Source organism: Nitratidesulfovibrio termitidis HI1, assembly GCF_000504305.1.
GTDB classification, from domain to species: Bacteria; Desulfobacterota; Desulfovibrionia; order Desulfovibrionales; family Desulfovibrionaceae; genus Cupidesulfovibrio; species Cupidesulfovibrio termitidis.
This window is the reverse complement of the sequence record NZ_KI632512.1, coordinates 88,130-112,437: the sequence shown is the minus strand read 5'-3', so window position 1 is coordinate 112,437 and position 24,308 is coordinate 88,130. Positions and strand designations below refer to the sequence as shown.

Here is a 24,308-nt window from a genome sequence, read left to right as displayed (position 1 = left end):
CGCGCTGGCGCGGGTTACATCATGTTGACCGGATCCAGATCGAGCGAGATGCGCAGGTGGCCGATGCCGGGTGTGGCGCCCGTCGCGCCGAACAGCGAACGGATGCTCGGCCAGTCCTCGGCCTTCAGCAGGCACTGGAAGCGTTTGCGTCCGCGCAGCAACGGCAGCGGCGACGGGGCTGGCCCCAGCACCTGTACGCCGCGTTCGCGCCCCTGGGCGCGCACCGCAGTGGCAAAGCGGGCCAGTTCCTCGGCCCCGCCCGCGAAATCCATGGGATAGCTGATGCGCACCAGCGCCAGCCGCACGAATGGAGGGTACCTGCGCCGCTGGCGGATGGCAATCTCGTGGGCATAAAAGCCCTCGTAATCTGCCGTGCGCACGAAATTCCAGCAATAGTGGGAAGGGTCGCGGGTCTGGATGAACACCCGCCCCGGCTTTTCGCCGCGCCCGGCCCGTCCGGCGGACTGCACCAGCAACTGGAAGGTGCGCTCCGCCGCCCTGTAATCGGGCAGATTCAGGCCAAGATCGCCGTCAGCCACCACGGCCAGGGTCACGTCCGGAAAGTGGTGTCCCTTGGACAGCATCTGGGTGCCCACCAGCACCTGCGCCTCTCGCCGGGCAAAGGCCCCCAGGATTTCCTCCATCCGGCCCGGCCTTCGGGTGGAGTCGCGGTCCAGCCGCAGCACCTTGCCCCCGGCAGGCAGATGCGCCGCCAGGGTTTCCTCCAGCTTTTCCGTGCCTTCGCCCATGGGCAGGTAATGCATGCACTTGCAGTTGGGGCAGGTGGTCGGATACGGCACCGAATGGCCGCAGTAGTGACACACCAGCCGCTCGCGCCCCTTGTGGTAGGTAAGGCCGATGTCGCAATGCGGGCAGCGGGCCACGGCGCCGCAGTCCAGGCAGTACATCAGCGGGGCGTAGCCGCGCCGGTTCAGCAGGATCACGGCCTGCTCGCCGCGTTCCACCGTCTCGCGCAGGGCCGCGCCGCTCTGGGCGGCCAGCACCGAATCGGTGGAGGCAAGATCCTTGATGTCCACCAGTTCCACGTCCGGCAGGGTGCCGCCACCGGCCCGCTCGGGCAGGGTGGCCATGGGCAGGCGTCCCTCGTGCATAGCGTGGAAGGTCTTCACGTCCGGGGTGGCAGATCCCAGCACCAGCAACCCCGCGCCCTGCCCCACCCGGAACCAGGCCACTTCCTTGGCCTGATAGGCCAACCCCTCGTCCTGTTTGAACGAGGTGTCGTGCTCCTCGTCCAGCACCACCACACCAAGGTCGGGCGCGGGCAGGAACAGGGCCGAGCGGGTTCCCACCACCAGGCACGGCTCGCGCCGGGCCGCCAGCGCGCGAAAGGTGCGTTCGCGCTGGGATGGGCCCTGATACCCGTGAAAAAAGAACAGCGGCGCGCCGGGAAGGCGTTCGTTGACGTCGCGGCGCAGCTTGCAGGCCAGGGCCACCTCCGGCGCCAGCAGCATCACCGAACGGCCCCGCGCCAGGCATTCACGCGCAAGGTCCAGGTACACCGCCGTCTTGCCGCTGCCGGTCACGCCGTACAGCAGGCGATGCTCTGCGCGCGGGCCGTCCAGCGCGGCCAGAAAGTCGTCCAGGGCCGTGCGCTGGTTCGCGTTCAGCTCGAACGAAGCATCCGGCGGACCGTACAGGCAGGCCGGGCCTTCGCCCTCGGCAGCTTCGTCGCAGGCGCATTCGCCGTCGTCGCGCCGGGTCACCGCCACCAGCCCGCGCTTCAGCAGCCCCTCCAGCGCCGTGGCCGATGCGGCGCCAAGGTCACGCAGCACCGCGCGGCGACTGGCCGAGCCCTTGTCCCACAGGTATTCCAGCAGTTGCACCTGACGCACGGCGGAAGGCCGCACCGGCCATGGCGGGTCCGCCGTCACCGCACACAATTCGGCGTCGGCGGCGTCCTCTGCCTTGTCCAGCACCTCGCCCCGGCCATCCAGCCAGGCCTGACCCAGGCGGTGCAGGGCGGAAGGATCCTTGTCCGCAAGGGGCACAAGGTCGCGAAACTTCAACGTGCGCGCCCGACCGTCCTCGAAAAAGCGCAGCCGCACCTGCGTGGTGCGCAATCCCACTGGCAGAAAGTTGCCCAGTATCTGCCCCTCGCTCACCGCCTGCCGCAGCGCCAACTGGCGCACCATGTCCAGGTACCCGGCGTCCAGCAGCGGCTCGCGCTCCAGCGGCCACAGCATGGGCCGGGGCACCACGCCTTCCGGCAGCGCTCCCGCGCTTGCCGCCGTGTGCGCCTCGTCATCCAGCAGGACGCCCACGCGAACCGCGCCGTTGCCCAGCGGCACCGCCACCCGCGTACCCCGCCGCCATGCCTGCGGCGGCAGCCATGGCGGCACGGCGTACGTCAGCGTGGCGTACGGCGGACTGAGCAGCGCGACGGCGCGAAGCGATGGGACGGCGTTGGTGGGCATGCGCAAGGGGTACCAGAGAGGGGGACAAACACAAGAAGAGAACCGGGGGGCGGAAACTCCTCCCCCCGGCCTTCGTTCACGACATTCCGGAATATCCGGGGATTACGTGCCGCTGTACGGCAGCAACGGCTTGAGCTGGCGCACCAGTTCGTCGCGCAGTTCTTCGTCCTGCAGGGCGAAGTATATGTTGGCGGTAAGGTATTCGGCCCAGTCGCCCGCGTCGAAGCGCATGCCGCGAATCTTCACGGCCAGCAGGCCCCTGTCGTCGGCCAGCATCTGCAGGGCGTCGGTAAGCTGGATTTCGCCGCCGTGGCCGGGCTTCATCTGCTCCAGACAGCGGAAGATGTCCGGGGTGAGCACGTAGCGGCCCACGATGGCCAGGCGCGAAGGCACCTCGCCCAGCTTGGGCTTTTCCACCAGCTTGTTGACCTTGAAGATGCCGGGGGCGAATTCCTCGCCGGAGATGATGCCGTAGCGGTTCACCTTGTCGGCGGGCACTTCCATCACCCCGATGACGGGCAGCCGCTCGGAGGCGGCCACGTCGATGAGCTGCTTGATGCCCGGCGTCATGCCGAACATCAGGTCGTCGCCCACCATGACGGCAAAGGTTTCGTCGCGCACCACGTCACGGGCGCACAGCACCGCGTGGCCAAGGCCCAGCTGCTGCTTCTGGCGGATGGAGATGATGTTGACCATCTCGGCCACCTCGCGCACCTGCCGCAGCATCTCGGTCTTTCCGGCGCGCTCCAGCACCCCTTCCAGTTGCAGGTTGTGGTCGAAGTGGTCCTCGATGATCTTCTTGTCGCGGTTGGTGACGAAGACCACGTCGCCGATGCCCGAGCGCATGGCCTCTTCCACGACGTACTGCACCACCGGCTTGTTGTAGACCGGCAGCATTTCCTTCGGGATGTTCTTGGTGGCGGGAAGCGAACGGGTACCCCAGCCGGCGACGGGAATGACGACCTTGCGGATGTTCATGAGGGGTCTCCTTTGGAATGTGTCGTCGGGTCGGCCTGCGTCGGAAAGGCAAGGACTGAAGGGCGGTCTGCGCCATCACCGCCAGACAACCGGGGCGGCAACCATTCTCAAATGAGGATTTTCGTTCGTTGGCAAGGAAAACAATCCTGCCATGAGGGAGCATGCGGCAGCCGTTATGCGAGTCTTCGAGCATTACGGATGGCGACCGCAGCGCGCTCTTCCTGTATTCGACCGAGCCTCAGCCGTTGGCGAGTCTTCGAGCCTTACGGGTGAGGACAGCAAAGCCATGGCAGGAATGTTTGACCTCGTTGCGCACGATGTCCGTAGGGCTCGCAAGCTCGCCCAACGGCCACGCTTCGCGCCCTTCGGGTCGGACGCCAACGGGCGAAAGGCCCATTTGCAAACTAGCGCAGGTGCTTCTGCACCGTCTCCGCCAGCAGCCCGGCCAGCCGCTTCACCTGCTCGGGGTCCTCGCCCTCCACCATCACGCGGCAGACGGCCTCGGTGCCCGAGTAGCGCAGCAGCACGCGGCCCCTGTCGCCCAGTTCCGCCTCGACCTTGGCCACCCCGTCCAGAACAGGCTGGCATTGCTCGAAGGGAATCTTCCGCTCCACATGAACATTGATAAGCTCCTGCGGGAAAAGCTGCAACTGGCCCGCCAGTTCGGACAGTGGCCGGTCGCGCTCGCGCATGATGCGCAAAATCTGCAGGGCGGCCATCAGGCCGTCACCGGTGGTGCCGTGGTCCATGAAGATGAGGTGGCCGGACTGCTCGCCCCCCAGGTTTGCGCCCTCGCGGCGCATGGCCTCGACCACGTAGCGGTCGCCCACCGGGGTGCGCAGCAGCTTGCAGCCGCGCTCCTTCATGTACACTTCCAGCGCCATGTTGCTCATGACCGTGGCCACAAGCGTGTTGTTGCGCAATGCGCCGCGCCGCAGCATGTCGTCCGCGCACAGGGCCATGATCTGGTCGCCGTCGAGCACGGTGCCCTTCTCGTCCACCACGATGAGCCGGTCGGCGTCGCCGTCCAGGGCCAGGCCCACGTCGGCGCGGGTTTCCAGCACCTTGCCCGCGGCCACGCCGGGGTACAGCGAACCGCACTGGTGATTGATGTTCAGGCCGTTGGGCTCGGTGCCGATCTTGATGACCTCTGCGCCCAGTTCCTCGAGCGCCAGGGGGGCCACCTTGTAGTTGGCGCCGTTGGCGCAGTCGAGCACCACGCGCATGCCGTCCAGGGTAAGGTGCGCGGGAAAGCTGTTCTTCAGGTAGACGATGTACCGGCCCGGAGAGTCCTCGATCTTGGCGGCGCGGCCCACGCGTTCGGGCACGGGGTAATCCCACTGCCAGTCGGGGTCCAGCACCATATCGGTAATCTTGTTCTCCATCTCGTCGGGCAGCTTGAAGCCGTCCTTGTCGAAGAACTTGATGCCGTTGTCCATGAACGGGTTGTGCGAGGCGGATATGACCACGCCAAGGTCCGCCCGCATGTTGCGGGTAAGAAAGGCGATGGCGGGGGTGGGCAGCGGCCCGACCAGGTAGACGTCCATGCCCGCGGCGCACAGACCCGCCGTCAGGGCCGATTCGAACACGTAGCCGGAAAGACGGGTGTCCTTGCCGATGACCACCCGGTGGCGACGATGGCCATTGCGGAAATGTGTGCCTGCCGCAAGGCCCAGACGCAGGGCCACGTCGGCGGTCATGGGATAGATGTTCACCTGGCCGCGCAGGCCGTCGGTACCGAACAGGCGTTTGCCCATCTGCGAATCCTCTCTGGATTGTGCGTTGGCGGCCAGCGCCGCCAGTGCGCCTGAGTACAGCATTTGCGGGGGTTGTTCAATGGTCCGCACAGGCTGCGGACGGTGTGCGCCGGACCGGAAACGGGCGGTCACGGTGTCCGGGGCAGGCGCGGACGCGCCCCCCCGCGCTCAGGGGTTGGCTCCAAATCAGGATTTTGTTCGTTGGCAAGAAAAGCGAGACGGCCATGAGGGAGTGCCCTAGCCGTCAGGTGAGCTTGCGAGCCTTACGGATGGCGACCGCAACGCGTACTCTTGCCGTATTCGACCGGGCCTTAGCCGTTAGGCGAGCGCGCAGCGCGAGTCTTACGGATAAGGACAGCAAAGCCATGGAAGGCGAAGTCTGGCGCTGCCAACGGACAAAAAGACAATGTAGAGACTGCCCCTAAAGACTACTTGCGGAAGGTCACGTTCACCGTGTCGGGCGAAATGTCCTTCAGCCGCACCTTGTCCGGCAGGTCCACCCGCACGGGCAGTTTCTCCTGCCCCGGGGCGACGTCCTCGGGCACTTCGGCGTACACCTTGATGTCGCGCAGCGCCTCGGCGTCCGCGGCGACGGAGGCGGGCATTTCCAGCAGCAGCGTGACCGTGCGCGGCGACACCCGGGCCCGCAGCCCGTGCGGCGGCTGCACGGCCACCTCGCGCTTGAGGGTGGTTTCCTTCATGCGCAGGGCGGTGGCCAGCCGCACGGAAACGGTGGGCGGCGCCGATTCCGTGGCCTCGGGCAGGGTGGGCGTGGCCTGCACCTCCACCGTGCCCGCCTGATCCAGCACGGGGGCAGCCACGACCACCTTCACCTTGTCGATGCGGGACACCAGCGATTCAGGCCCGCGCAGATGCACCCTGGGGGGGGTCACCTCGGTCTTGTCGATGCGCATGTCCACGGGAATGGTGCCGTTGATGTCCACGGCCACGGGCACATCCTTTTCGACGATGGCGTCCACCTCCAGCGTCAGCCGCGAGGGGGTTATCTCCACCACCTCGAAGGCGCGCGCCTCGGGCAGCTTTTCCGCCGTCAAGGGCACGATGTTGGTGCCGCGCTTCAGGTTGCTGAGGTCGATGGCGTAGCTCATGTCGCGCGCGGTCATGACGCGCACCAGCCCCTTGGGGCCGCGCACGCGCACGCTGACCTTGTTGACCAGCCCTTCGCGCACCACGAGGTTCTGGGGGATGCCCTTGAATTCCAGCCGCACCTCGCCCACAACTTCCACCCGTTCGCGCCCGGTGACCATGTACCACAGGGTGACGGCCATGACGAAGGCCATGACGGCGTACTGCCAGTTGGAACGCACCGTTACTTCTCCAGGATGTTCTTGAGCACGCGCTTCAGGCGCGTGGCGTCGAGGCTGGTGGTCAGCTTGCCGCCCACGGCCACGGTGACGGCCCCGCGTTCTTCGGAAACCACCACGGCCACCGCGTCGCTTTCCTCGGTAATGCCGAGCGCCGCGCGATGCCGGGTGCCGAAGTCCTGCCGGTCCACGGTGGCCAGGGGCAGGATGCACGCCGCCGCCGCCACCTCGCCCTTGCGGATGATCACCGCGCCGTCATGCAGGGGCGTCTTGGGAAAGAAGATGGTGATGAGCAACTCGCGCGAGAGCGCCGCCCCCAGCTTCACCCCGCGTTCGATCATGTCGCCCAGGGCCACGTTGCGCTCGATGACGATGAGCGCGCCGATCTTGCGCTGGGCAAGATACAGCGCGGCGCCGATGATCTCGTTCAGGGCGTCGTCGGCAGTGGTCTTCTTGCGGAAGAAGCTGCGCGCCCCCATGTCCGTGAGGGCCTGGCGGATGTCGCGCTGGAACAGCACGATGATCACCAGGAACAACGAACCGAAGAAGCTCTCCAGCAGCCACCCTAGCGTGTACAGCCCCAGTTCGCGCGAGACGAAGTAGGTGACCACCAGCAGCAGCAGCCCGTAAATGGCCGACACGGCGCGCGTGTCCTTGACCATGACGATGATGCGGTAGAACAGCGCGGTGACCAGCGCGATGTCCAGCAGATCGCGCCAGCTGGCGGTGACGTTCTCCAGGCCCAGCATCAGTTCTCCGTGCGTGGCGCGGGGGCCATGGCTTGGGTGAGGCGCAGGGTGCGTACGGTTTCCGCCACGTCGTGCACGCGGTGGCACAACACCCCGCGTGCGGCCAGCAGGGCCGTGGCCACCTGGGTGGCGCCCGCCCGCTGCCCATGGCCAAGGTCCAGCAGCCCGCCGAACAGCGACTTGTTGGAAAGCCCCATCAGCACGGGGCGGCCCAGCGAATCGAACCGTTCGATATGGCGCAGTATCTCGAAGTTGTGCTCCGTCAGCTTGCCGAACCCGATGCCGGGGTCCAGCAGGATGCGTGATTCCGGCAGCCCGGCACGCACGAGCATGTCCATCTTTTCGTGAAAGAAGTCCAGCAGCGCGTCCACCACGTTGGCGTAGGCCGGGGCGTCCTGCATGGTTTCCGGTCTGCCCGGGCTGTGCATCAGCACGTAGCCGGGCTGATAGTGGGCCACCACGTCGAGCAGACCGGGGTCGTAGGCGCAGGCGGAAATGTCGTTGATGATGTCCACGCCTTCGTCCAGCACCGCCGCCGCCGTGCCCGCCTTGTAGGTGTCGACGGAAAGCAGCGGCGCGCCGCCGGGGCGGGGGAACACGGCCTGCGGGGCCGTATCGGCATCGACTGCGACTTGGGATGCGGCCTGGGATGCGGCTTGGCCTGGAGCACGGGCTTGGTCATGCGTTGCGGCACGCTCGGCCATATGGGCCGCATACCCGTCCCGGATTCCGCGCACCACGGGCAGCACCCGCGCCAGTTCCTCTTCCAGCGGCACCGCCTCTGCATAGGGACGCGACGACTCACCGCCGATGTCCAGCACGCTCGCCCCTTCCGCCGCAAGGCGCAGAGCATGGGTTACCGCCGCCTCGTGGGTGGTGTAGCGCCCGCCGTCATGGAACGAATCCGGCGTGACGTTGACGATGCCGAACACCACAAAGGGATGAGGGGGGGCGGGCGTCACCGCCCTTCCCCCCCTTACGGTCCAGCTGGCCTGTTGCGCGTGGCCGCAAGCCGTCGTCATCTACGCCCCGCACCGCCGTTGGGGTCGTCGGCACCGCCGGAGCCACCGGGGCCGCGCTCGGCGGCGTCGTCGGCCTCCAGGGTGAACTCGTCACGGCTGGCGGCGTCGGATTCCGCGTTAGCGGAGCCGGTCTGTGCGGCGGAGGCCGAGGGCGCTCCGGCGCTTCTGCCGGACGCGGGCTGCTCCCCCGCGCGGGCGGGGCCTGGGCGGTTGTTGGGCTTTTCCGGCGGCAGCTGTTCGCCGCGCATCAGGATGTCGATGTCGTCGCCGCTGATGGTTTCACGCTCCAGCAGGGCGCCGGCGATGGCATGCAGCGAGTCGAGGTTCTCGTCGAGCAGGGTGCGGCAGCGCTGCCGGGCTTCCTCGATGATGCGCTTGACCTCGGCATCCACCAGGCGGGCGGTTTCTTCGCTGAAGTTGCGGGAATGCGCCCATTCGCGCCCGATGAACACCTCTTCGCCCTGCTCGCCGATGTTCATGGGGCCAATGGCCTCGCTCATGCCCCACTCGCAGACCATCTTGCGGGCCATCTTGGTGGCGCGCTCGATGTCGTTGCCCGCGCCGGTGGTGATGTCGTTGAACACCACCTCTTCTGCCACGCGGCCCCCCAGCAGCAGCACGAGGTTGTTCAGCAGGTACGAACGCGAGTAGCCGTGGCGGTCGCCTTCCGGCAGCTGCATGGTCACGCCAAGGGCGCGGCCACGCGGGATGATGGTCACCTTGTGCACCGGGTCGGAGCCGGGCAGCAGCTTGGCGGCCAGGGCGTGGCCCGCCTCGTGGTAGGCGGTGATGCGCTTTTCCTCGTCGCTCAGGATGAGGCTGCGGCGCTCCTTGCCCATGAGCACCTTGTCCTTGGCGTACTCGAAGTCGCCCATGTCCACGGTGTCCTTGCCCACCTTGGCGGCCTGCAGGGCGGCCTCGTTGACCAGGTTCTCCAGGTCCGCGCCCGAAAAGCCGGGCGTACCCTTGGCGATGATGTCCAGGGCCACGCCGGTGGCCAGGGGCGTGCGGCGGGTGTGCACTTCAAGGATGCGCTTGCGCCCGCGCACGTCGGGGGTGGGCACCACCACCTGGCGGTCGAAACGGCCGGGGCGCAGCAACGCCGGGTCCAGCACGTCGGGGCGGTTGGTGGCGGCGATGAGGATGACGCCTTCGTTGGATTCGAAGCCGTCCATTTCCACCAGCAGCTGGTTCAGGGTCTGCTCGCGCTCGTCGTGTCCGCCGCCAAGGCCCGCGCCACGCTGGCGGCCCACGGCGTCGATTTCATCGATAAAGATCAGGCAGGGGGCGCTCTTCTTGCCCTGCATGAACAGGTCGCGCACGCGCGATGCGCCCACGCCCACGAACATTTCCACGAAGTCGGAACCGGAAATGGAAAAGAACGGCACGCCCGCCTCGCCCGCCACGGCACGGGCCAGCAGGGTCTTGCCGGTGCCGGGAGGGCCGACCAGCAGCACGCCCTTGGGAATGCGACCGCCAAGGCGGGTGAACTTGCGCGGGTTGGACAGGAATTCCACCACTTCGCTCAGTTCTTCCTTGGCTTCATCCACGCCAGCCACGTCCTCGAAGGTGACCCGGGCCGATTCCGGCGTGATCATGCGGGCGCGCGAACGCCCGAACGACATGGCCTTGCCCCCGCCCCCCTGCATCTGGCGCATGAAGAATATCCACACGCCGATCAGCAGCAGCATGGGGAACCAGGAAACCAGCAGGGTCATGTACCAGGGGGCTTCTTCCTGCGGTTCCGCCTTCACCTCGACCTTCTGGGAGATAAGACGGCTGACCAGTTCGGGATCTTGCGGGGCATAGGTCTGGAACGCCTTGCCCTCGGAGCTTTCACCCGTCAGCTTCTGGCCCTGGATGGTCACGCGCAGCACTTCGCCGCGTTCGACCTTCTGGAGGAATTCCGTATAGGTAAGACGCGCCTGCGTCCCCTGTGGCTGATTGAACATGTTGAACAGGACGACCATCAGCAACGATATGATCGCCCAGAGAATCAGATTGCGCGAAAACTGGTTCAAGTCTGGCCTCCGTGCGGAAGTGAACGTCCGTCGTGCGGACGATTTCTCCTTTTTAAGTCGTCGGGAACTATTTGACAATGCGCGCGGGCGCACTTTCCCCGCCTTTTCGGGCTGTCGGGCAAGGTATCCCCGATCCGGCGCCCCGGCATGCGCTTCAACCAGGCGTCAGGCCAGATCGGCAGCAGGCCAGATCGGCAGCAAACCAGATCGGCAGCAGGCCAGATCGGCGCCCCCCATTCCCCCGGACATCGGCGCCCCGTCACCCGGGCGCCTTACCCTCCCATGACACTGGCACGCATCCCCGTCTTGCCGTGCCACACCGATTCTGCTAGATACGCCGAACCCTCGTGGAAGCGTTTCGTCACCGGTGTGGCGCCCGGTCTTCAAAACCGGTGGTGGGCAGAGATGTCCATGGTAGGTTCGACTCCTATACGCTTCCGCCACGCACACAAGGCCCCGTTTTCCGGGGCTTTTTTCATTGGATAGATCCGGCTCCGCCCCGTGCGCCGAAGGTTCTGCCCGGTCCGCACCTCAGGCGCACGCGGCGAACCGGCATTATAGCAAAACGCCTTTCGCCATATCCACGCCATGTTGTGCCGACTGCCATCACGGCATCACGCGCAAAATCCCGCCCCTCTGGAGGGGCATTGTCATTTGCGGCGCATCTGCTATGACACGCCGCCAGCGCGCCATCGGCCCGCCGATACCCTTGGGCCTGCGAGCGCCAGCAATCCGGATGCCCGATCAGCCCGAATACACCGTACCGTTCATCAGCAGGCCCGCCATGCCGTCAGTCCCGGTCCTTTTCCGCCACCAGCCACGCCACCCCCGCCCCGGATGTGCTCCACGCCTTCGGCGTTCCCGCGCCATCCGGCCCATGCTTGCGCGTCTGGCCGTATTCATTCTGACGATCACGGTTTTCCTGACGGGCCTGCCTGGCCTTCCTGAACTGGCGGGCCTGACGGGCCCAGCGGGCCTGGCGGGGTCGGCCATCATCGGCACAACCTCGGCGCTGGCCAGCGGCGGCACGGCCCCCCCGGTCGACGACACCCGCGATGGCGCCTTCCTGATGGTGAACACCGTGTACCCGCCCTACACCTTCGCGCTTGAAGACGGCAGCGCAAGCGGCACGGCCACCGCCCTTGTAGACGAACTGTTCCGCAGGCTGGCCCTTCCCGTACGGCAGCGGTTGTTGCCATGGAACCGCGCGCTGCGCATGGCCGAGGACGGCGCGGCCGACGGGGTGAGCATGCTGGCCCACTCTCCCGAACGCGAGACGACCATGGCGTTTACCGTGCCGGTGGCCGAGGCGCACCAGTCCTTCTACTATGCCTACCCCGCTCATGACGGTTTTGCCTGGCAGCACTACGAAGACCTGCGCCCCTACCGCATCGGCCTGGTGCAGGGCTACACGTATTCCCAAAAATTCCTGGCCGCCGTGGCGCGGCTTGGGCTGTCCGTGGAATACGCCCCCTCGGACGAGAGCAACTTCGCCAAGTTGCGCAGTGGCCGCGTGGACCTGTGCCTGAGCAACGACCTGGTGGCCGAAGCCTACCTGAACAGCCAGCCGGACCTGCGGTCCTCGGTGGGCAAGGCGGAACGCCCGGTGCGCAGCTACCCGCTGTACATGGCCTTTTCCCGCAACTCGCCGCTGGCCGGACGCCTGGCTGAAATCGACGCCGAGATCGGGCGAATGCGCGCGGACGGCACCCTGCAACGCATTCTGGTTCCTGAAACGGCCCGGACGCGCTGACGGCCTGCATGGCGGTGCGCGCCACGGCCCCGCCATGGGCCGCCGCGCACCCTGCCCTTTCGCGGCGCCTGCCGCACCCGACGCACCCCATTTTCCGCACGAGAAGAAAAAGGCCCGCCTGACCGGACATCCGGCAGGCGGGCCTTGTGATTGCTGCGTATCCGCGTGGTCACCGGCACATGGCGCACGAGGCGCTCACGGCTGGTGCTGCCGCGCCGAAACTACCAGCGGGGCGGACGGGGAGCGCGGGGCTGGGCTTCGTTGACCTTCAGGGCGCGGCCACCGAAGGAGTAGCCGTTCAGGGCTTCCACGGCGCTGTTGGCGTCGGCGGCTTCCATTTCGACAAAGCCGAAGCCACGGGGACGGCCGGTTTCGCGGTCAGAGATCAGCTTCACGCTGAGCACCTGGCCGTGCTGGGAGAACAGGTCGCGGATTTCGTCTTCAGAGGCGGAGAAAGGCAGGTTGCCCACATACAGAGACTTGGACATCAGGAAAACTCCTTGCAGGGAAAATGAGGGGGTTCGCTCGTGCGAAAGATCGGGCAGAAACTCTGTAGGTGGGATGCCTATCGACTCGCCGAAACTCTTGCCACAAGCCCATGCCGATCCCGACGCACGGCACACCCGGAGCATCGACCGACATGATTGGAGAATTAGTCGGAGTTTCTCAAGCGGTCAAGTAGAATCTATCGCAATTCCGCCCGAAAACGCTTGTTCATGGCACAGCTACCCGAACCCTATATCTGCCCGACCATCGCCCGACCGCGCTACTGCCCCACTCCGGCGGGGCCAACCGTAAGCACGGCGGCGCCGGGCGCGGCTGGCGCGACGGGCGCGACAGGCGCGCTGCCATTTCCGGGGGCCGCGCCATCATCGGTCCGGGGCTGCCCGTTCCCGGCCAGGTCCGCCCAGGCTTGCAGGATATGGGCATAGGCTTCGCGCCGCTGGCCAAGCTTCGACAGGTTGCGCGCCGCACGCACGGAATACTTGATGGTGGCGCGGGTCTTGGCCGCCTCCTGCACCACCACCCGCAGCACGTCCTCGCGCGGTTCGGGGTGGTACATGACCTCGGCGGCGGTGATGGCCACGGCGAACTTGCCCGCCTCCAGCGCCCGCGAGGCGGCCAGCGTCAGCGAGCGGTCGCGCGCGTCCTTGTAGAACACCCCGCTGGCCGCCTGGGTGACCATGGCCATCCATTCGTTGTCGGACGCCGTCTCGTCCGCCGTGTTCAGGGCCGTCACTTCGGCCTTGAGTTCGGCGGGCAGCAGGGCCGATCCGTCGTCCCCCTGCTCCATCACCTGGCCGCTGCCGGGCAGCATGCCCGAGACGGAAAGCAGGTTGTACAGCGCCCAACTGAACAGCACGGCCAGCAGCAGGGCCGGAATGAGCTTCTTGTTGCGGTGCATTGGATTCCTTGTGCGCTCTGCCGTGGCGCGGCCAGCCTGATCATTTGCTTCGGGCCGCCCCCCTGCCGGAAGGCGGCCCGTTTTCAGACAGTTTATCGGCAATCTGGCCAGGGCGGTCTTAGGGTCTGTTTACGCCATGACGACGAACGGCCCAAGAGCATGGTTCTAGTCTTCCAGCCAGTCGGCCAGTTCGGCAAGCTGCGCCGCCACGGACGAGGGGCCGGTGCCGCCGGGCATCTCGCGCCGGGCCACCGCCGCCGCCGGGTCGAGAACGGCGTACACATCGTCGCCGATACGCTCGCAGATGGCTTGCAGGTCGGCCAGGGGCAGCTCTTCCAGCGTGATGGACCGTTCTTCCGCCAGGGCCACGGCGGCCCCGGTCAGGTGGTGCGCCTCGCGGAAGGGAATGCCCTTGCCCACCAGGTAGTCGGCAAGTTCGGTGGCGTTCAGGAAGCCCGCGCGCAGGGCGGCGCGCATGCGCCCTTCGTTGAAGCCCAGTTCGCGCAGCATGCCCGCCATGATCTCCAGCGACGCAGACACGGTGCGGTCGCAGTCGAGGAACGGTTCCTTGTCCTCCTGCATGTCGCGGTTGTAGGTCATGGGCAGGCCCTTCACCGTGGTCAGCATGGCGGTCAGTGCGCCGTACACGCGGCCCGTCTTGCCGCGCATGATCTCGGCCACGTCGGGGTTCTTCTTCTGCGGCATGATGGACGAACCGGTGGCGTAGGCGTCGGGCAGCCGCACGAAGCCGAAGGCCGGGTTGGCCCAGATGATGATTTCCTCGCACAGGCGCGACAGGTGGGCCATGATGGTGGCCCCGCAGAACAGCGATTCCAGCACGAAGTCGCGGTCGGACACGGCGTCCATGCTGTTGCGGAAGGTGCCGTACATGTCCAGCTGCTCGGCCACGTAGGCCGGGTCCAGCGGGTAGGTAGTGCCCGCCAGCGCCGCCGCGCCCAGCGGGCATACCCGCGCCCGGCGGTCGCAGTCGGCCAGGCGCTCGGCGTCGCGGCGCAGCATCCACGCATAGGCCAGCAGATGGTGGCCAAGGCTCACCGGCTGGGCGGGCTGCATGTGGGTGCAGCCGGGCAGCAGCGTATCCGCGTGTTCGCCCGCGCGCTCTGCCAGCACGCCCACCAGATCGCGCGCAAGGCCGCGCCAGGCACGGATGCGGTCGGACACGAACAGACGGAAGTCCAGCGCCACCTGGTCGTTGCGGCTGCGACCGGTGTGCAGCTTCTTGCCCACGTCGCCCACCAGTTCGGTGAGGCGGCTTTCGATATTCATGTGCACGTCTTCCAACTCGCGCCGCCAGACAAAGGTGCCGCCTTCAATCTCGGCCAGCACCATGTCCAGCCCCTCGACTATGCGCGCGCCCTCGTCCGCCGTCAGCACGCCCTGCTTCGCCAGCATGCGCGCATGCGCCTTGGAACCCGCGATGTCCTGCGCGTACAGGGCGCGGTCGAACGAAACGGACTGGGTGTATTCCTCGACCAGGGCGGCGGTGGCCTGACGGAACCGCCCCCCCCACATCTTCTTTTCGGCCATTGCTGGGAGACCCTTGTTTAGAGATGAGGGGGAAGAGGTACCGGGGGAAGGGACCCTTTGAAAAGGGTCGCCTTCCCCCGGGCCCCCATCCCCCCAAACTTTTCATTACGGGGCGTGCAGGCTCGGGACGAGGACAGTGTCCCCACTCGCTACCGGCGTCGCCTAGTCCTTCTTCACCCGCTGCGCGTACCCGCGCACGCGCAGGCCCTGCAGCTTGATGAAGCCCGCGGCGTCGGCGTGGTCGTAGGTGGCGCAGTCTTCAAAGGTGGCAAGGTCGTGGCAGTACAGGGTGTTGGGCGAGGTACGGCCCACGGGGTAGGCATTGCCCTTGTACAGCTTGAGGCGCACGGTGCCGTTGACGGTTTCCTGCGTCTTGTCGATGAACGCCTGCATGGCCTCGCGTTCCGGCGCAAACCAGAAGCCGTTGTACACGGCCTCGGAGTAGCGCGGAATCAGCTGGTCGCGCAGGTGCATGGATTCGCGGTCCATGCAGATGCCTTCCAGGTCGCGGTGGGCGATGTGCAGCACGGTGCCGCCGGGGGTTTCATACACCCCACGCGACTTGATGCCCACAAAGCGGTTTTCCACCATGTCCAGGCGGCCGATGCCGTGCCGACCCGCAATGGTGTTCAGGGTGCGCACGATGGTGGCCGGGCTCATGGCTTCGCCGTTGACGGCAACCGCATCACCCTTCTTGAATTCGATGGTGATGTATTCCGGGGTGTCCGGGGCCTGTTCCACGGGCACGGCCATGACATGGCTGTTGGGGCCGGGTTCGCACCACGGGTCTTCCAGTTCGCCGCCCTCGAAGCTGCAATGCAGCATGTTGCGGTCCATGCTGTACTGCTTGGACGAGGTGGATAGCGGGATGCCGTGCTGTTCCGCAAAGGCGGTCAGGTCGGTGCGCGAACGCAGGTCCCAGATGCGCCACGGTGCGATCACGTCCAGGTCCGGAGCCAGGGCGTTGACGGCAAGCTCGAAGCGCACCTGGTCGTTGCCCTTGCCGGTGGCGCCATGGGCCACGGCCTGCGCGCCTTCGGCGCGGGCGATGTCCACCAGGCGCTTGGCGATGAGCGGACGGGCGATGGAGGTGCCCAGCAGGTAGCGCCCCTCGTACACCGCGCCGGAGCGCATCATGGGAAAGATGAAGTCGCGCGCGAATTCCTCGCGCAGGTCTTCCACGTAGGCGCGGCTGGCGCCGGTGCGCAGGGCCTTGGCGTCAACGCCGTCCAGGTCCTCTTCCTGCCCCAGGTCGGCGGTAAGGGTCACCACCTCGCAACCATAGGTGACGGCGATCCACTTCAGGATCACCGACGTATCCAGCCCGCCGGAATAGGCGAGCACGACCTTCTTGATAGCCTTGGCCATGTCGTTTCAGCCCCGTTATGCGATATGTTGTGCGGTATGCGTCGCGCGGCGCGTGCCGTGGCGCGGTGTTATTCCGAAAGCGCCCATTCCAGAATGGCTTTCTGGATGTGCAGGCGGTTTTCTGCCTGGTCGAAGATGATGGAAGCCGGGCTTTCCATGACCTCGTCGGTCACTTCCTCGCCCCGGTGGGCGGGCAGGCAGTGCATGAACTTGGCGTCGGGCGCGGCAAGGGCCATCATGTCGGTATCGATGCAGTAGCCCTTGAAGGCGGCCTCGCGCTTCTTCTGTTCTTCTTCCTGGCCCATGGAGGCCCACACGTCGGTGTTCACGTAGTGTGCGCCCTCAACCGCCATGCGCGGATCATGAGTCAGGAATATCTTGGCCCCGGCGTTCAGGGCGTAGCCCAGCAGTTCGCGGTCGGGCTCGTAGCCTTCGGGAAAGGCCATGAACAGTTCGAACGGGAAGTAGATGGCGGCTTCGATCCACGAATTGGCCATGTTGTTGCCGTCGCCCACCCAGGCCACGCGCACCGTGGACAGGTCGGGGGTGCGCTCGAACATGGTCAGCACGTCGCCCATGACCTGGCAGGGGTGCCCTTCGTCGGTCAGGGCGTTGACCACGGGGATGGAACCGTATTCGGCCAGTTCGTCTATCTTCGACTGCCCGAAGGTGCGCACCACCATGCAGTCGGCGTAGCGCGAAAGCACGCGGGCGGTGTCGCGCAGGGGTTCGGAGCGGCCCAGCTGACTTTCCGCCGGGGTCATGAAGATGGTGGAGCCGCCAAGGTGGCGCACCGCCATCTCGAAGGACACGCGCGTGCGGGTGGACGCCTTTTCGAAGATGAGGATGGCAGTCTTGCCTTCCATGATCTTGCCCCGATGGGCGGTGTCCTTCATTTCCTTGGCGCGTTGCAGCAGCTTCCAGGCCCCCTCGTAGCCGAGGTCCCTGATTCGCTTGAAATGTCTGGGCATGGCTCCATCCTTGTGTTGCGGCACTGCGAAACGTGATGCGGAAAAGGGTTTCCTAGCCTCAAAGCCCGCCGCTTGTAAAGAATGCGGCCCTGCGTGGGGCCGGAGAACACGGCGGTAGGCAGGATGAATGCCGGGCGACGGCGTGAACCACACCAGGGATGACGCCAGGGATGGCGGCAGGAGAGACCGTGGGAAGACAGGCGGGACAAGCCGACGGCAATTGACGCCCGCCCGCCCCTGTGGTGAAACCGCCCCATGAACACCAGACGCAACACCCCCCGCAACAACGCGCGCAGTCACTCCGCACCCACCACGCCGGATGCCCTCAACGTGCACACCGACCATGTGCGCGGCTATCGCAAGCGTACCGCCCGTCACCCGGACGAGGTGGTCTTTCAGGTGGTGGTGGAAGAAACCGACCTGTGGGTGACCGCCCGGTCGAGCTTGTCGAGCTTGTCAGGCCTGCCCGGCCTGCCCGTACAGCCGGACCTGCCAGACCTGCCCGATCTGCCGGACCTGCCCGATCTGCCGGACGCCATCGCCGCCTATGTCACCGAACTGCGCGGCCAGCTAAAGGCGTGGATGCTGCTTGCGCCGGACTTTCGCACCAGTCTGGCGCCCGTGCCCACTCCCGCCAGCGCCCCGGAGGTTGCCCGGCGCATGGCGCACGGGGCCGACCTGGCCGGGGTGGGCCCCTTTGCCGCCGTGGCGGGCACCGTGGCCCAGATGGTGGCGGAACGCTTTGCCCCGGTGTCGCCGGACATCATCGTGGAGAACGGCGGCGACATCTACATCTGTTCGCAGCGCGACCGGGTGGTGGGCCTGCTGCCCGACCCGGCCAGCGGCGAGATGATCGGTGTGGTGGTGAAGGCGGCGGACTGCCCCGTCTCGCTATGCTCGTCGTCGGCCACCATCGGCCATTCGCTGAGCCTTGGCGTTGGCGACATAGCGGCGGTGCGGGCGCGCGATGCCAGCCTGGCCGACGCGGCGGCCACCCTGTTCGGCAACATGCTGCGGGGGGCGGACGACGTGGCCCGCGTGACCGAACGCGCCGCCGCCATGGCCCATCTGGGCATAGAGGGCGTGTACGCCCAGTGCAGCGGACGCGTGGGCATTTGGGGGAACATGGAACTGGCCGTGGCATGACCAGCGGCGCATGAGGCTGGCGGGAGCCGCGCGACGCCGGGGATGTTCGGGGACACCCGGCGATGCCTGGGGGAAGCCCGGAGGCCGGGACTCAGAGGCGCCAGGCGGGGGACGACGCCAACCGCCGTCTGCTACCGCGATTCGTAGCTTTCCTTGATATTCCGGAACAATTCCAGAAGAAAACGGTCCGGCACCGTGTCCCCGTTGATGGCAAGACGCGAAAGCCGGGTGACGTGGTTGCCGCTGGGCGTGGTGACCGGCTGCAGGGTCAGTTCATGGGTGCGGCTGCCGCCCTGCCTGCCGCTGGCGGGTTCGTCGGTGGTCAGGCGCAGCACCCAGGATGCGCCGGATCGGCTCCAGCCCAGGGTGACGCGATGCCGCCGGGCGGCGTGGCGGTCCACCAGCGCCAGCAGTTCACGCAGGGTGAACGCCTTGTCACGGCCTGACACCCCCAGATATTCGCCGTTGCGCCGGATGACCAGCGGCCTGTCGAACAGGGTTGCGGGCGGCGTGGTGGCGGATTCCTTGCCGGACCTGGCCTGCTCGGACGTTGCCTGCGATGCGGACTCGGAAGCCCCCGAGGACGAGGTCTTGCCCTCCCGCGCGTCAGCACCGGATGCGTCCTGATCCGTGGTATTCCGGCTGGCCCCGGCGCCATCGGCAGCCCCGTGTTCCGGCCCACCGGTTGCGCCTGCGTCCGCTTTGGCCGCGGCATCACCGGTATCCGCTGGTCCCGACACTACCGAGTAGTAATCGTCCACGAGGCGGGTGACCGCTTCTGCGCGTTCACGGCGCAGCAGGTCCAGCGCCTCGTCCAGCCGGGCGGCACGCTCGTCAAAGGCGGAAAGCAGGGCGTCGCGGTCGGCGCGCAGTTCCTCCACCTGACGGCGCAGACTGGAAAGCTCCGCCAGCATGTGCCCCTGCACCTGAAGCAGCGTGGCCATGCGGTCGAGCATGCCGGGCAGCCCTTCCACGGCGGGGTCCGCAGGCTCTGGACTAGCTGCGTGCGGTGCGGCATCCGCTGAATATTCCGGTGAGTGCCCTGGGCCCGCCATGCCGTCGGAGGCATGGAAGCGTTCCCACCGATGCGGCTCTGCCCCGGTGCCGGATGCTCGCGCACCCGATCTGGCACCCGGCTGCCCGCCCGATTGCCCCACCGGCTGACCGGCGCGGGGCGATTCGCCCGCCTGGCCATGCTGCCCCGCTGGAGCGGACAGCGCGGCCACCAGTTCTTCCAGTCGTTCCTCGATCTGCTCCGCCGCCACGTTGCGCGTGTACATGCTCCTGATCTCCCTGAAGATGTCCAGCACATGCACGGGATAGCGCAGCCGCCTGCCCCGCCCTTCTCCGGCGGGCAGGAAGCGCGCGAACCTGTCCTTGTAATAGGCGATACTGGAGGGGGGCACATCGAGGCGGCGGGCGATTTCGCGGAGGGTCAGCAGTTCGCGGATCATGAGGAGGTGCTCCAGTTCTTGTTGTTGCACAGTTGCGCGACTGGAAGCATTTTGTCAAGAAATCCGCATAAAAATATTGTCTAGAAAATTGTCCAACAACCAAAGACAGCTGGATGGAACAATAGCATGATGAGGGCTGGACGAACTGCATGAAAACATCAGGCAGAAGCATGCGGCACCCGCCCACCCTCGCCCCTGCCGGCATGCACCACCCTCCGCCGCCCCACAACCCGCTTGACTTCACCTGCCAACTTCCATATCAAGCACTTCTCGCTTCCGGCGGAGCCATCCGCCAGCAGCCCGCAAGCCAGCATAGCTCAGTTGGTAGAGCAGCTGATTCGTAATCAGCAGGTCTGGAGTTCAAGTCTCCATGCTGGCTCCAGATGTCAAGGCCGGACAAGGGATTACCCTTGTCCGGCCTTTTCTGCGTACCGGGCGAAGCCCCCCGAAATAGCCATTTGGGCCGCATTAAACGGACCAAATGCGGACCACGCGAGCATCATGCTATAGCGCGGATTCTCGCCTTCCCCTCACCAGGCTCCCTGGACTTGGCATCTCCAATCATCACCAAACCGCCCGCCTTGTACAACCGCCCCTTCTCCATCCGCACCTTCGCGAACACCCGCCACCCCAAAATGCACCACAGCGTACACTCCTCCGCACATCGCCACTCCACCCCGCTCAACCACACTTCGTACGCCAACGTACTTTCGCATCACCACGCCCCTGCATAACGTACCACACCGCACCATATCCGCCTTCCCTTCCGCATTTATCTACCCCTACGGCCATACCCATCCTCCGATCCTGGCGCACTCCGCATGCATGGCACACCCCATGCAATATGGGCGGCATATCCGATGCGCAATCCCCACGCATCGCAACCGCAGCGCATCCCCGAAACGGAGGCCCACCATGACCAGAAAGATCGCTATCTACGGCAAGGGCGGCATCGGCAAGTCCACCACCACGCAGAACACCGCCGCCGCCATGGCGCACTTCCACAACCAGAAGATCTTCATCCACGGTTGCGACCCCAAGGCCGACTCCACCCGGCTCATCCTGGGCGGCAAGCCGCAGGAAACCCTGATGGACGTGCTGCGCGAGCAGGGCGCTGAAAAGGTGACCATCGACAAGGTGGTGAAGAGCGGCTTCAAGAACATCCGCTGCGTGGAATCCGGCGGTCCGGAACCGGGCGTGGGCTGTGCGGGGCGCGGCGTCATCACCGCCATCGACCTCATGGAAAGCCTTGGCGCGTATACCGAAGACCTGGACTACGTGTTCTTCGACGTTCTGGGCGACGTGGTGTGCGGCGGCTTCGCCATGCCCATCCGCGACGGCAAGGCGCAGGAAGTCTACATCGTGGCGTCCGGCGAAATGATGGCCATCTACGCCGCCAACAACATCTGCAAGGGCCTGCTGAAGTATGCCAAGCAGAGCGGCGTGCGCCTTGGCGGCGTCATCTGCAACAGCCGCAAGGTGGACCGCGAACGCGAGTTTCTGGAAGAATTCACCGCCGCCATCGGCACCCAGATGATCCACTTCGTGCCGCGCGACAACATCGTGCAGAAGGCGGAATTCAACAAGAAGACCGTGACGGAGTACGACGACGCCGAAAACCAGGCCCTGGAATACAGCATACTCGGTCAGAAGATCATCGAGAACACCAACTTCGTCATCCCCAAGCCCCTCACCATGGACGAGCTGGAAGCGATGGTCATCAAGTACGGCATCGCCGACTAGGGGCTGTTTCCAAATAGTCCTTTCGCCCGTTGGCTACGTCAAACTTCGCCTGCCATAGCTCTGCTGTCCTTATCCGTAAGGTTCGCAAGCTCACCTAACGGCTAAGGCTCGGTCAAATACGACAAGAGTATACTCCCTCACGACAGGCTCGTTTTCCTTGCCAACGAACGAAAATCCTAATTTAGAAACACCCCCCGGGGCCGCGTCCACTTGGAAATGGCCCTCAGGGACAGCCGCCACACCAATCCATACCGGCGCAACCCGCCCCACACAGACCGCAAGGAGCGATTCCATGGCTCTCAAGATGATCAAGGCGATCGTGCGGCCAGAAGCCGCGGACACCGTGGCCGACGGCCTCGCCGAGGCGGGTTTCGCCTCCATGACCATGATCCACGCCTTCGGGCGCGGCAAGCAGAAGGGCATCACCGTGGGCAGCGTGCACTACGACGAACTGCCCCGCACCATGCTGGTCATGGTGGTGGAGGAAGCCAGCGTCGAGGAAATCCTCACGCTCATCAAATGCAAGGCGTACACGGGCAATTTCGGCGACGGCAAGGTGTTCGTCTCGCCGTCGAGGACGCGCTGACCGTGCGCACCGGCGTGAAGGGCCTGTAGGTGGCGCCATGAAGGAGATCATCGCCATCATCCGCCCCAAGAAGATGGGCGCCACCAAGGAAGCGCTGGACAAGCTGGGCTTCCCCTGCCTGACCGCCGTGCCCGTGCTGGGCCGGGGCAAGCAGCAGGGCCTGGCTGGCGAGATCGGCACGGAAATCAACCCCAGGGTGCTGGAGCAGGGCAAGTTCCGCAAGATGAAGTACATCCCCAAGCGCATGATTTCGCTGGTGGTGCCCGGTGCCAGCGTGGACGCCGTCATCGACGCCATAGTGACGGTGAACCGCACCGAGCAGATCGGCGACGGCAGGATCTTCATCTGTCCCGTGGAAGACGCCATGCGCGTACGTACCGACGAACACGGCGAAAGCGCCATCCTGTAGCGCGTCCGTAGCGCCCACCGCACCCCGCAACGCCCATCGCGCGTAACGATTGCCCATCCCCGGAGAGGAACGAGACATGCCGTACCATCTTTTCAAATGCAGCGAATGCATACCCGAGCGCGAAAAGCACGCCGTCATCAAGAGCCCCGGCGAAACGCTGGCCGATGCGCTGCCCCTCGGCTACCTGAACACCATTCCGGGCACCATATCCGAGCGCGGCTGCGCCTACTGCGGCGCAAAGCACGTCATCGGCACGCCCATGAAGGACGTCATCCACCTCAGCCACGGCCCCGTGGGCTGCACCTACGACACGTGGCAGACCAAGCGCTACATCAGCGACAACGACAACTTCCAGCTCAAGTACACCTTCGCCACAGACATGAAGGAAAAGCACATCGTGTTCGGGGCGGAAAAGCTGCTGAAGCAGACCATCATCGACAGCTTCAAGGCCGTGCCGCACATCAAGCACATGACCATCTACCAGACCTGCGCGTCCGCCCTCATCGGCGACGACATCAACGCCATCGCGCAGGAAGTGATGGACGAAATGCCCGACGTGGACATCTTCGTGTGCAACTCGCCGGGCTTTGGCGGCCCCAGCCAGTCGGGCGGGCACCACAAGATCAACATCGCCTGGATCAACCAGAAGGTGGGCACCTTCGAGCCGGAGATCACCAGCGACTACGTGATCAACTACGTGGGTGAATACAACATCCAGGGCGACCAGGAGGTCATGCAGGACTACTTCAAGCGCATGGGCATCCAGGTGCTGTCCACCTTCACCGGCAACGGGTCGTACGACGGCCTGCGCGGCATGCACCTGGCCCACCTGAACGTGCTGGAATGCGCCCGTTCTGCGGAATACATCTGCAACGAACTGCGCCAGCGCTACGGCACGCCGCGCCTGGACATCGACGGCTTCGGCTTCGAGCCGCTGGGCAACTCGCTGCGCAAGATCGGACTGTTCTTCGGCATAGAAGACCGCGCCCAGACCATCATCGAGGAAGAAACCGCCCGCTGGAAGCCGGAACTGGAATGGTACCGGGCCCGCCTTACCGGCAAGAAGGTGTGCCTGTGGCCCGGCGGCTCCAAGCTGTGGCACTGGGCGCATGTCATCCACGACGAAATGGGCGTGGACGTGGTGTCGGTGTACACCAAGTTCGGCCACCAGGGGGACATGGAAAAGGGCATCGCCCGCTGCGAGGAAGGGGCTCTCGCCATCGACGACCCCAACGAACTGGAAGGGCTGGAAGCCATGGACATGTTGCAGCCGGACATCATCTTTACCGGCAAGCGTCCCGGCGAGGTGGCCAAGAAGGTGCGCGTGCCCTACCTGAACGCCCACGCCTACCACAACGGCCCGTGGAAGGGCTTTGAAGGCTGGGTGCGTTTTGCGCGCGACATCTACAACGCCATCTACTCGCCCATTCACGAGCTGTCCAAGCTGGACATCAGCAAGGACGAAATTCCCACCGACAAGGGCTTCGTCACCCGGCGCATGCTCTCGGACGCCAACCTGCCCGACGAGGTGCGCAACGACCCGAACCTGCGGCCTTACTCCGGCAAGTACGACAGCCTCGTGGACCTGCGGGGCAAGACCTACCCCACCTTCGAGCCGCAAGCCGTCGCGGTGTGACG

Annotated in this window: 19 protein-coding genes and 2 tRNA genes; 8 read left to right on the top strand and 13 right to left on the bottom strand. The window is 65.8% G+C overall.

Going from position 1 to position 24,308, the window contains the following annotated elements:
* Nucleotides 1-14 precede the first annotated feature (14 nt).
* The 7 genes from priA to ftsH form a co-directional block, all read right to left on the bottom strand.
* Complete coding sequence (priA, locus tag DESTE_RS00535) at nt 15-2,435, bottom strand: replication restart helicase PriA (RefSeq protein WP_035063914.1); 2,421 nt, start codon at nt 2,433-2,435, stop codon at nt 15-17.
* Between the two features lie 102 nt (nt 2,436-2,537).
* The gene (gene galU, locus DESTE_RS00530; RefSeq protein WP_035063912.1) at nt 2,538-3,413 is read right to left on the bottom strand and encodes a UTP--glucose-1-phosphate uridylyltransferase GalU; all 876 of its coding nucleotides are present in this window, start codon (nt 3,411-3,413) and stop codon (nt 2,538-2,540) included.
* Between the two features lie 404 nt (nt 3,414-3,817).
* A complete protein-coding gene (gene glmM, locus DESTE_RS00525) occupies nt 3,818-5,170 on the bottom strand; it encodes a phosphoglucosamine mutase (RefSeq protein WP_035069281.1) in 1,353 nt (450 codons plus the stop codon).
* Nucleotides 5,171-5,598: 428 nt separating this feature from the next.
* The gene (locus DESTE_RS00520; RefSeq protein WP_035063909.1) at nt 5,599-6,498 is read right to left on the bottom strand and encodes a CdaR family protein; all 900 of its coding nucleotides are present in this window, start codon (nt 6,496-6,498) and stop codon (nt 5,599-5,601) included.
* A gap of 2 nt (nt 6,499-6,500) precedes the next feature.
* The gene (gene cdaA / locus DESTE_RS00515) at nt 6,501-7,244 is read right to left on the bottom strand and encodes a diadenylate cyclase CdaA (RefSeq protein WP_035063907.1); all 744 of its coding nucleotides are present in this window, start codon (nt 7,242-7,244) and stop codon (nt 6,501-6,503) included.
* Entirely contained in the window at nt 7,244-8,266 is a 1,023-nt protein-coding gene (gene folP, locus DESTE_RS00510; RefSeq protein WP_035063904.1) for a dihydropteroate synthase, read from the bottom strand. The genes cdaA and folP overlap by 1 nt, the downstream gene beginning before the upstream one ends.
* On the bottom strand, nt 8,263-10,287 hold the full coding sequence (gene ftsH, locus DESTE_RS00505; RefSeq protein WP_035063902.1) for an ATP-dependent zinc metalloprotease FtsH: 2,025 nt from the start codon (nt 10,285-10,287) through the stop codon (nt 8,263-8,265). Before ftsH ends, folP begins: the two co-directional genes overlap by 4 nt.
* A gap of 349 nt (nt 10,288-10,636) precedes the next feature.
* Between ftsH and DESTE_RS00500 the strand changes: the two genes are divergently transcribed.
* Nucleotides 10,637-10,730: transfer RNA gene (locus DESTE_RS00500), tRNA-Sec, on the top strand.
* 434 nt (nt 10,731-11,164) lie between these two features.
* Entirely contained in the window at nt 11,165-12,040 is an 876-nt protein-coding gene (locus DESTE_RS00495) for a substrate-binding periplasmic protein (RefSeq protein WP_084559292.1), read from the top strand.
* Nucleotides 12,041-12,261: 221 nt separating this feature from the next.
* Here the strand turns inward: DESTE_RS00495 and DESTE_RS00490 are convergent, their stop codons facing one another.
* The 5 genes from DESTE_RS00490 to argF form a co-directional block, all read right to left on the bottom strand.
* Complete coding sequence (locus DESTE_RS00490) at nt 12,262-12,528, bottom strand: RNA recognition motif domain-containing protein (protein ID WP_012611219.1); 267 nt, start codon at nt 12,526-12,528, stop codon at nt 12,262-12,264.
* Nucleotides 12,529-12,806: 278 nt separating this feature from the next.
* Entirely contained in the window at nt 12,807-13,445 is a 639-nt protein-coding gene (locus DESTE_RS00485) for a hypothetical protein (protein WP_035063899.1), read from the bottom strand.
* Nucleotides 13,446-13,610: 165 nt separating this feature from the next.
* Nucleotides 13,611-14,993 carry an argininosuccinate lyase gene (argH, locus tag DESTE_RS00480; protein ID WP_035063898.1) on the bottom strand — a complete coding sequence of 461 codons (1,383 nt, stop codon included), beginning with the start codon at nt 14,991-14,993 and terminating at the stop codon, nt 13,611-13,613.
* 162 nt (nt 14,994-15,155) lie between these two features.
* On the bottom strand, nt 15,156-16,361 hold the full coding sequence (locus DESTE_RS00475) for an argininosuccinate synthase (RefSeq protein ID WP_035063897.1): 1,206 nt from the start codon (nt 16,359-16,361) through the stop codon (nt 15,156-15,158).
* Between the two features lie 68 nt (nt 16,362-16,429).
* Nucleotides 16,430-17,332, bottom strand: coding sequence for an ornithine carbamoyltransferase (gene argF, locus DESTE_RS00470; RefSeq protein WP_035063896.1), 903 nt, complete (start codon nt 17,330-17,332; stop codon nt 16,430-16,432).
* A gap of 255 nt (nt 17,333-17,587) precedes the next feature.
* Between argF and DESTE_RS00465 the strand changes: the two genes are divergently transcribed.
* Complete coding sequence (locus DESTE_RS00465) at nt 17,588-18,478, top strand: UPF0280 family protein (protein ID WP_245590673.1); 891 nt, start codon at nt 17,588-17,590, stop codon at nt 18,476-18,478.
* Between the two features lie 131 nt (nt 18,479-18,609).
* Here DESTE_RS00465 and DESTE_RS00460 read toward each other — a convergent pair whose 3' ends face one another.
* On the bottom strand, nt 18,610-19,932 hold the full coding sequence (locus DESTE_RS00460) for a MerR family transcriptional regulator (protein ID WP_035063895.1): 1,323 nt from the start codon (nt 19,930-19,932) through the stop codon (nt 18,610-18,612).
* Nucleotides 19,933-20,238: 306 nt separating this feature from the next.
* Here DESTE_RS00460 and DESTE_RS00455 point away from each other — a divergent pair.
* The 5 genes from DESTE_RS00455 (at nt 20,239) to anfD (ending at nt 24,306) form a co-directional block, all read left to right on the top strand.
* Nucleotides 20,239-20,314: transfer RNA gene (locus DESTE_RS00455), tRNA-Thr, on the top strand.
* A gap of 533 nt (nt 20,315-20,847) precedes the next feature.
* Nucleotides 20,848-21,675: a nitrogenase iron protein gene (gene nifH / locus DESTE_RS00445; protein ID WP_035063892.1), complete on the top strand. Its 828-nt coding sequence runs from the start codon at nt 20,848-20,850 to the stop codon at nt 21,673-21,675.
* Between the two features lie 292 nt (nt 21,676-21,967).
* Entirely contained in the window at nt 21,968-22,261 is a 294-nt protein-coding gene (locus tag DESTE_RS00440) for a P-II family nitrogen regulator (protein WP_245590672.1), read from the top strand.
* Between the two features lie 37 nt (nt 22,262-22,298).
* Nucleotides 22,299-22,670 (top strand): P-II family nitrogen regulator, encoded by a 372-nt coding sequence (locus DESTE_RS00435; RefSeq protein ID WP_035063890.1) that lies wholly within the window; start codon nt 22,299-22,301, stop codon nt 22,668-22,670.
* Nucleotides 22,671-22,746: 76 nt separating this feature from the next.
* Nucleotides 22,747-24,306: a nitrogenase iron-iron protein, alpha chain gene (gene anfD / locus DESTE_RS00430; RefSeq protein WP_035063889.1), complete on the top strand. Its 1,560-nt coding sequence runs from the start codon at nt 22,747-22,749 to the stop codon at nt 24,304-24,306.
* The last annotated feature ends 2 nt before the right edge of the window (nt 24,307-24,308 follow it).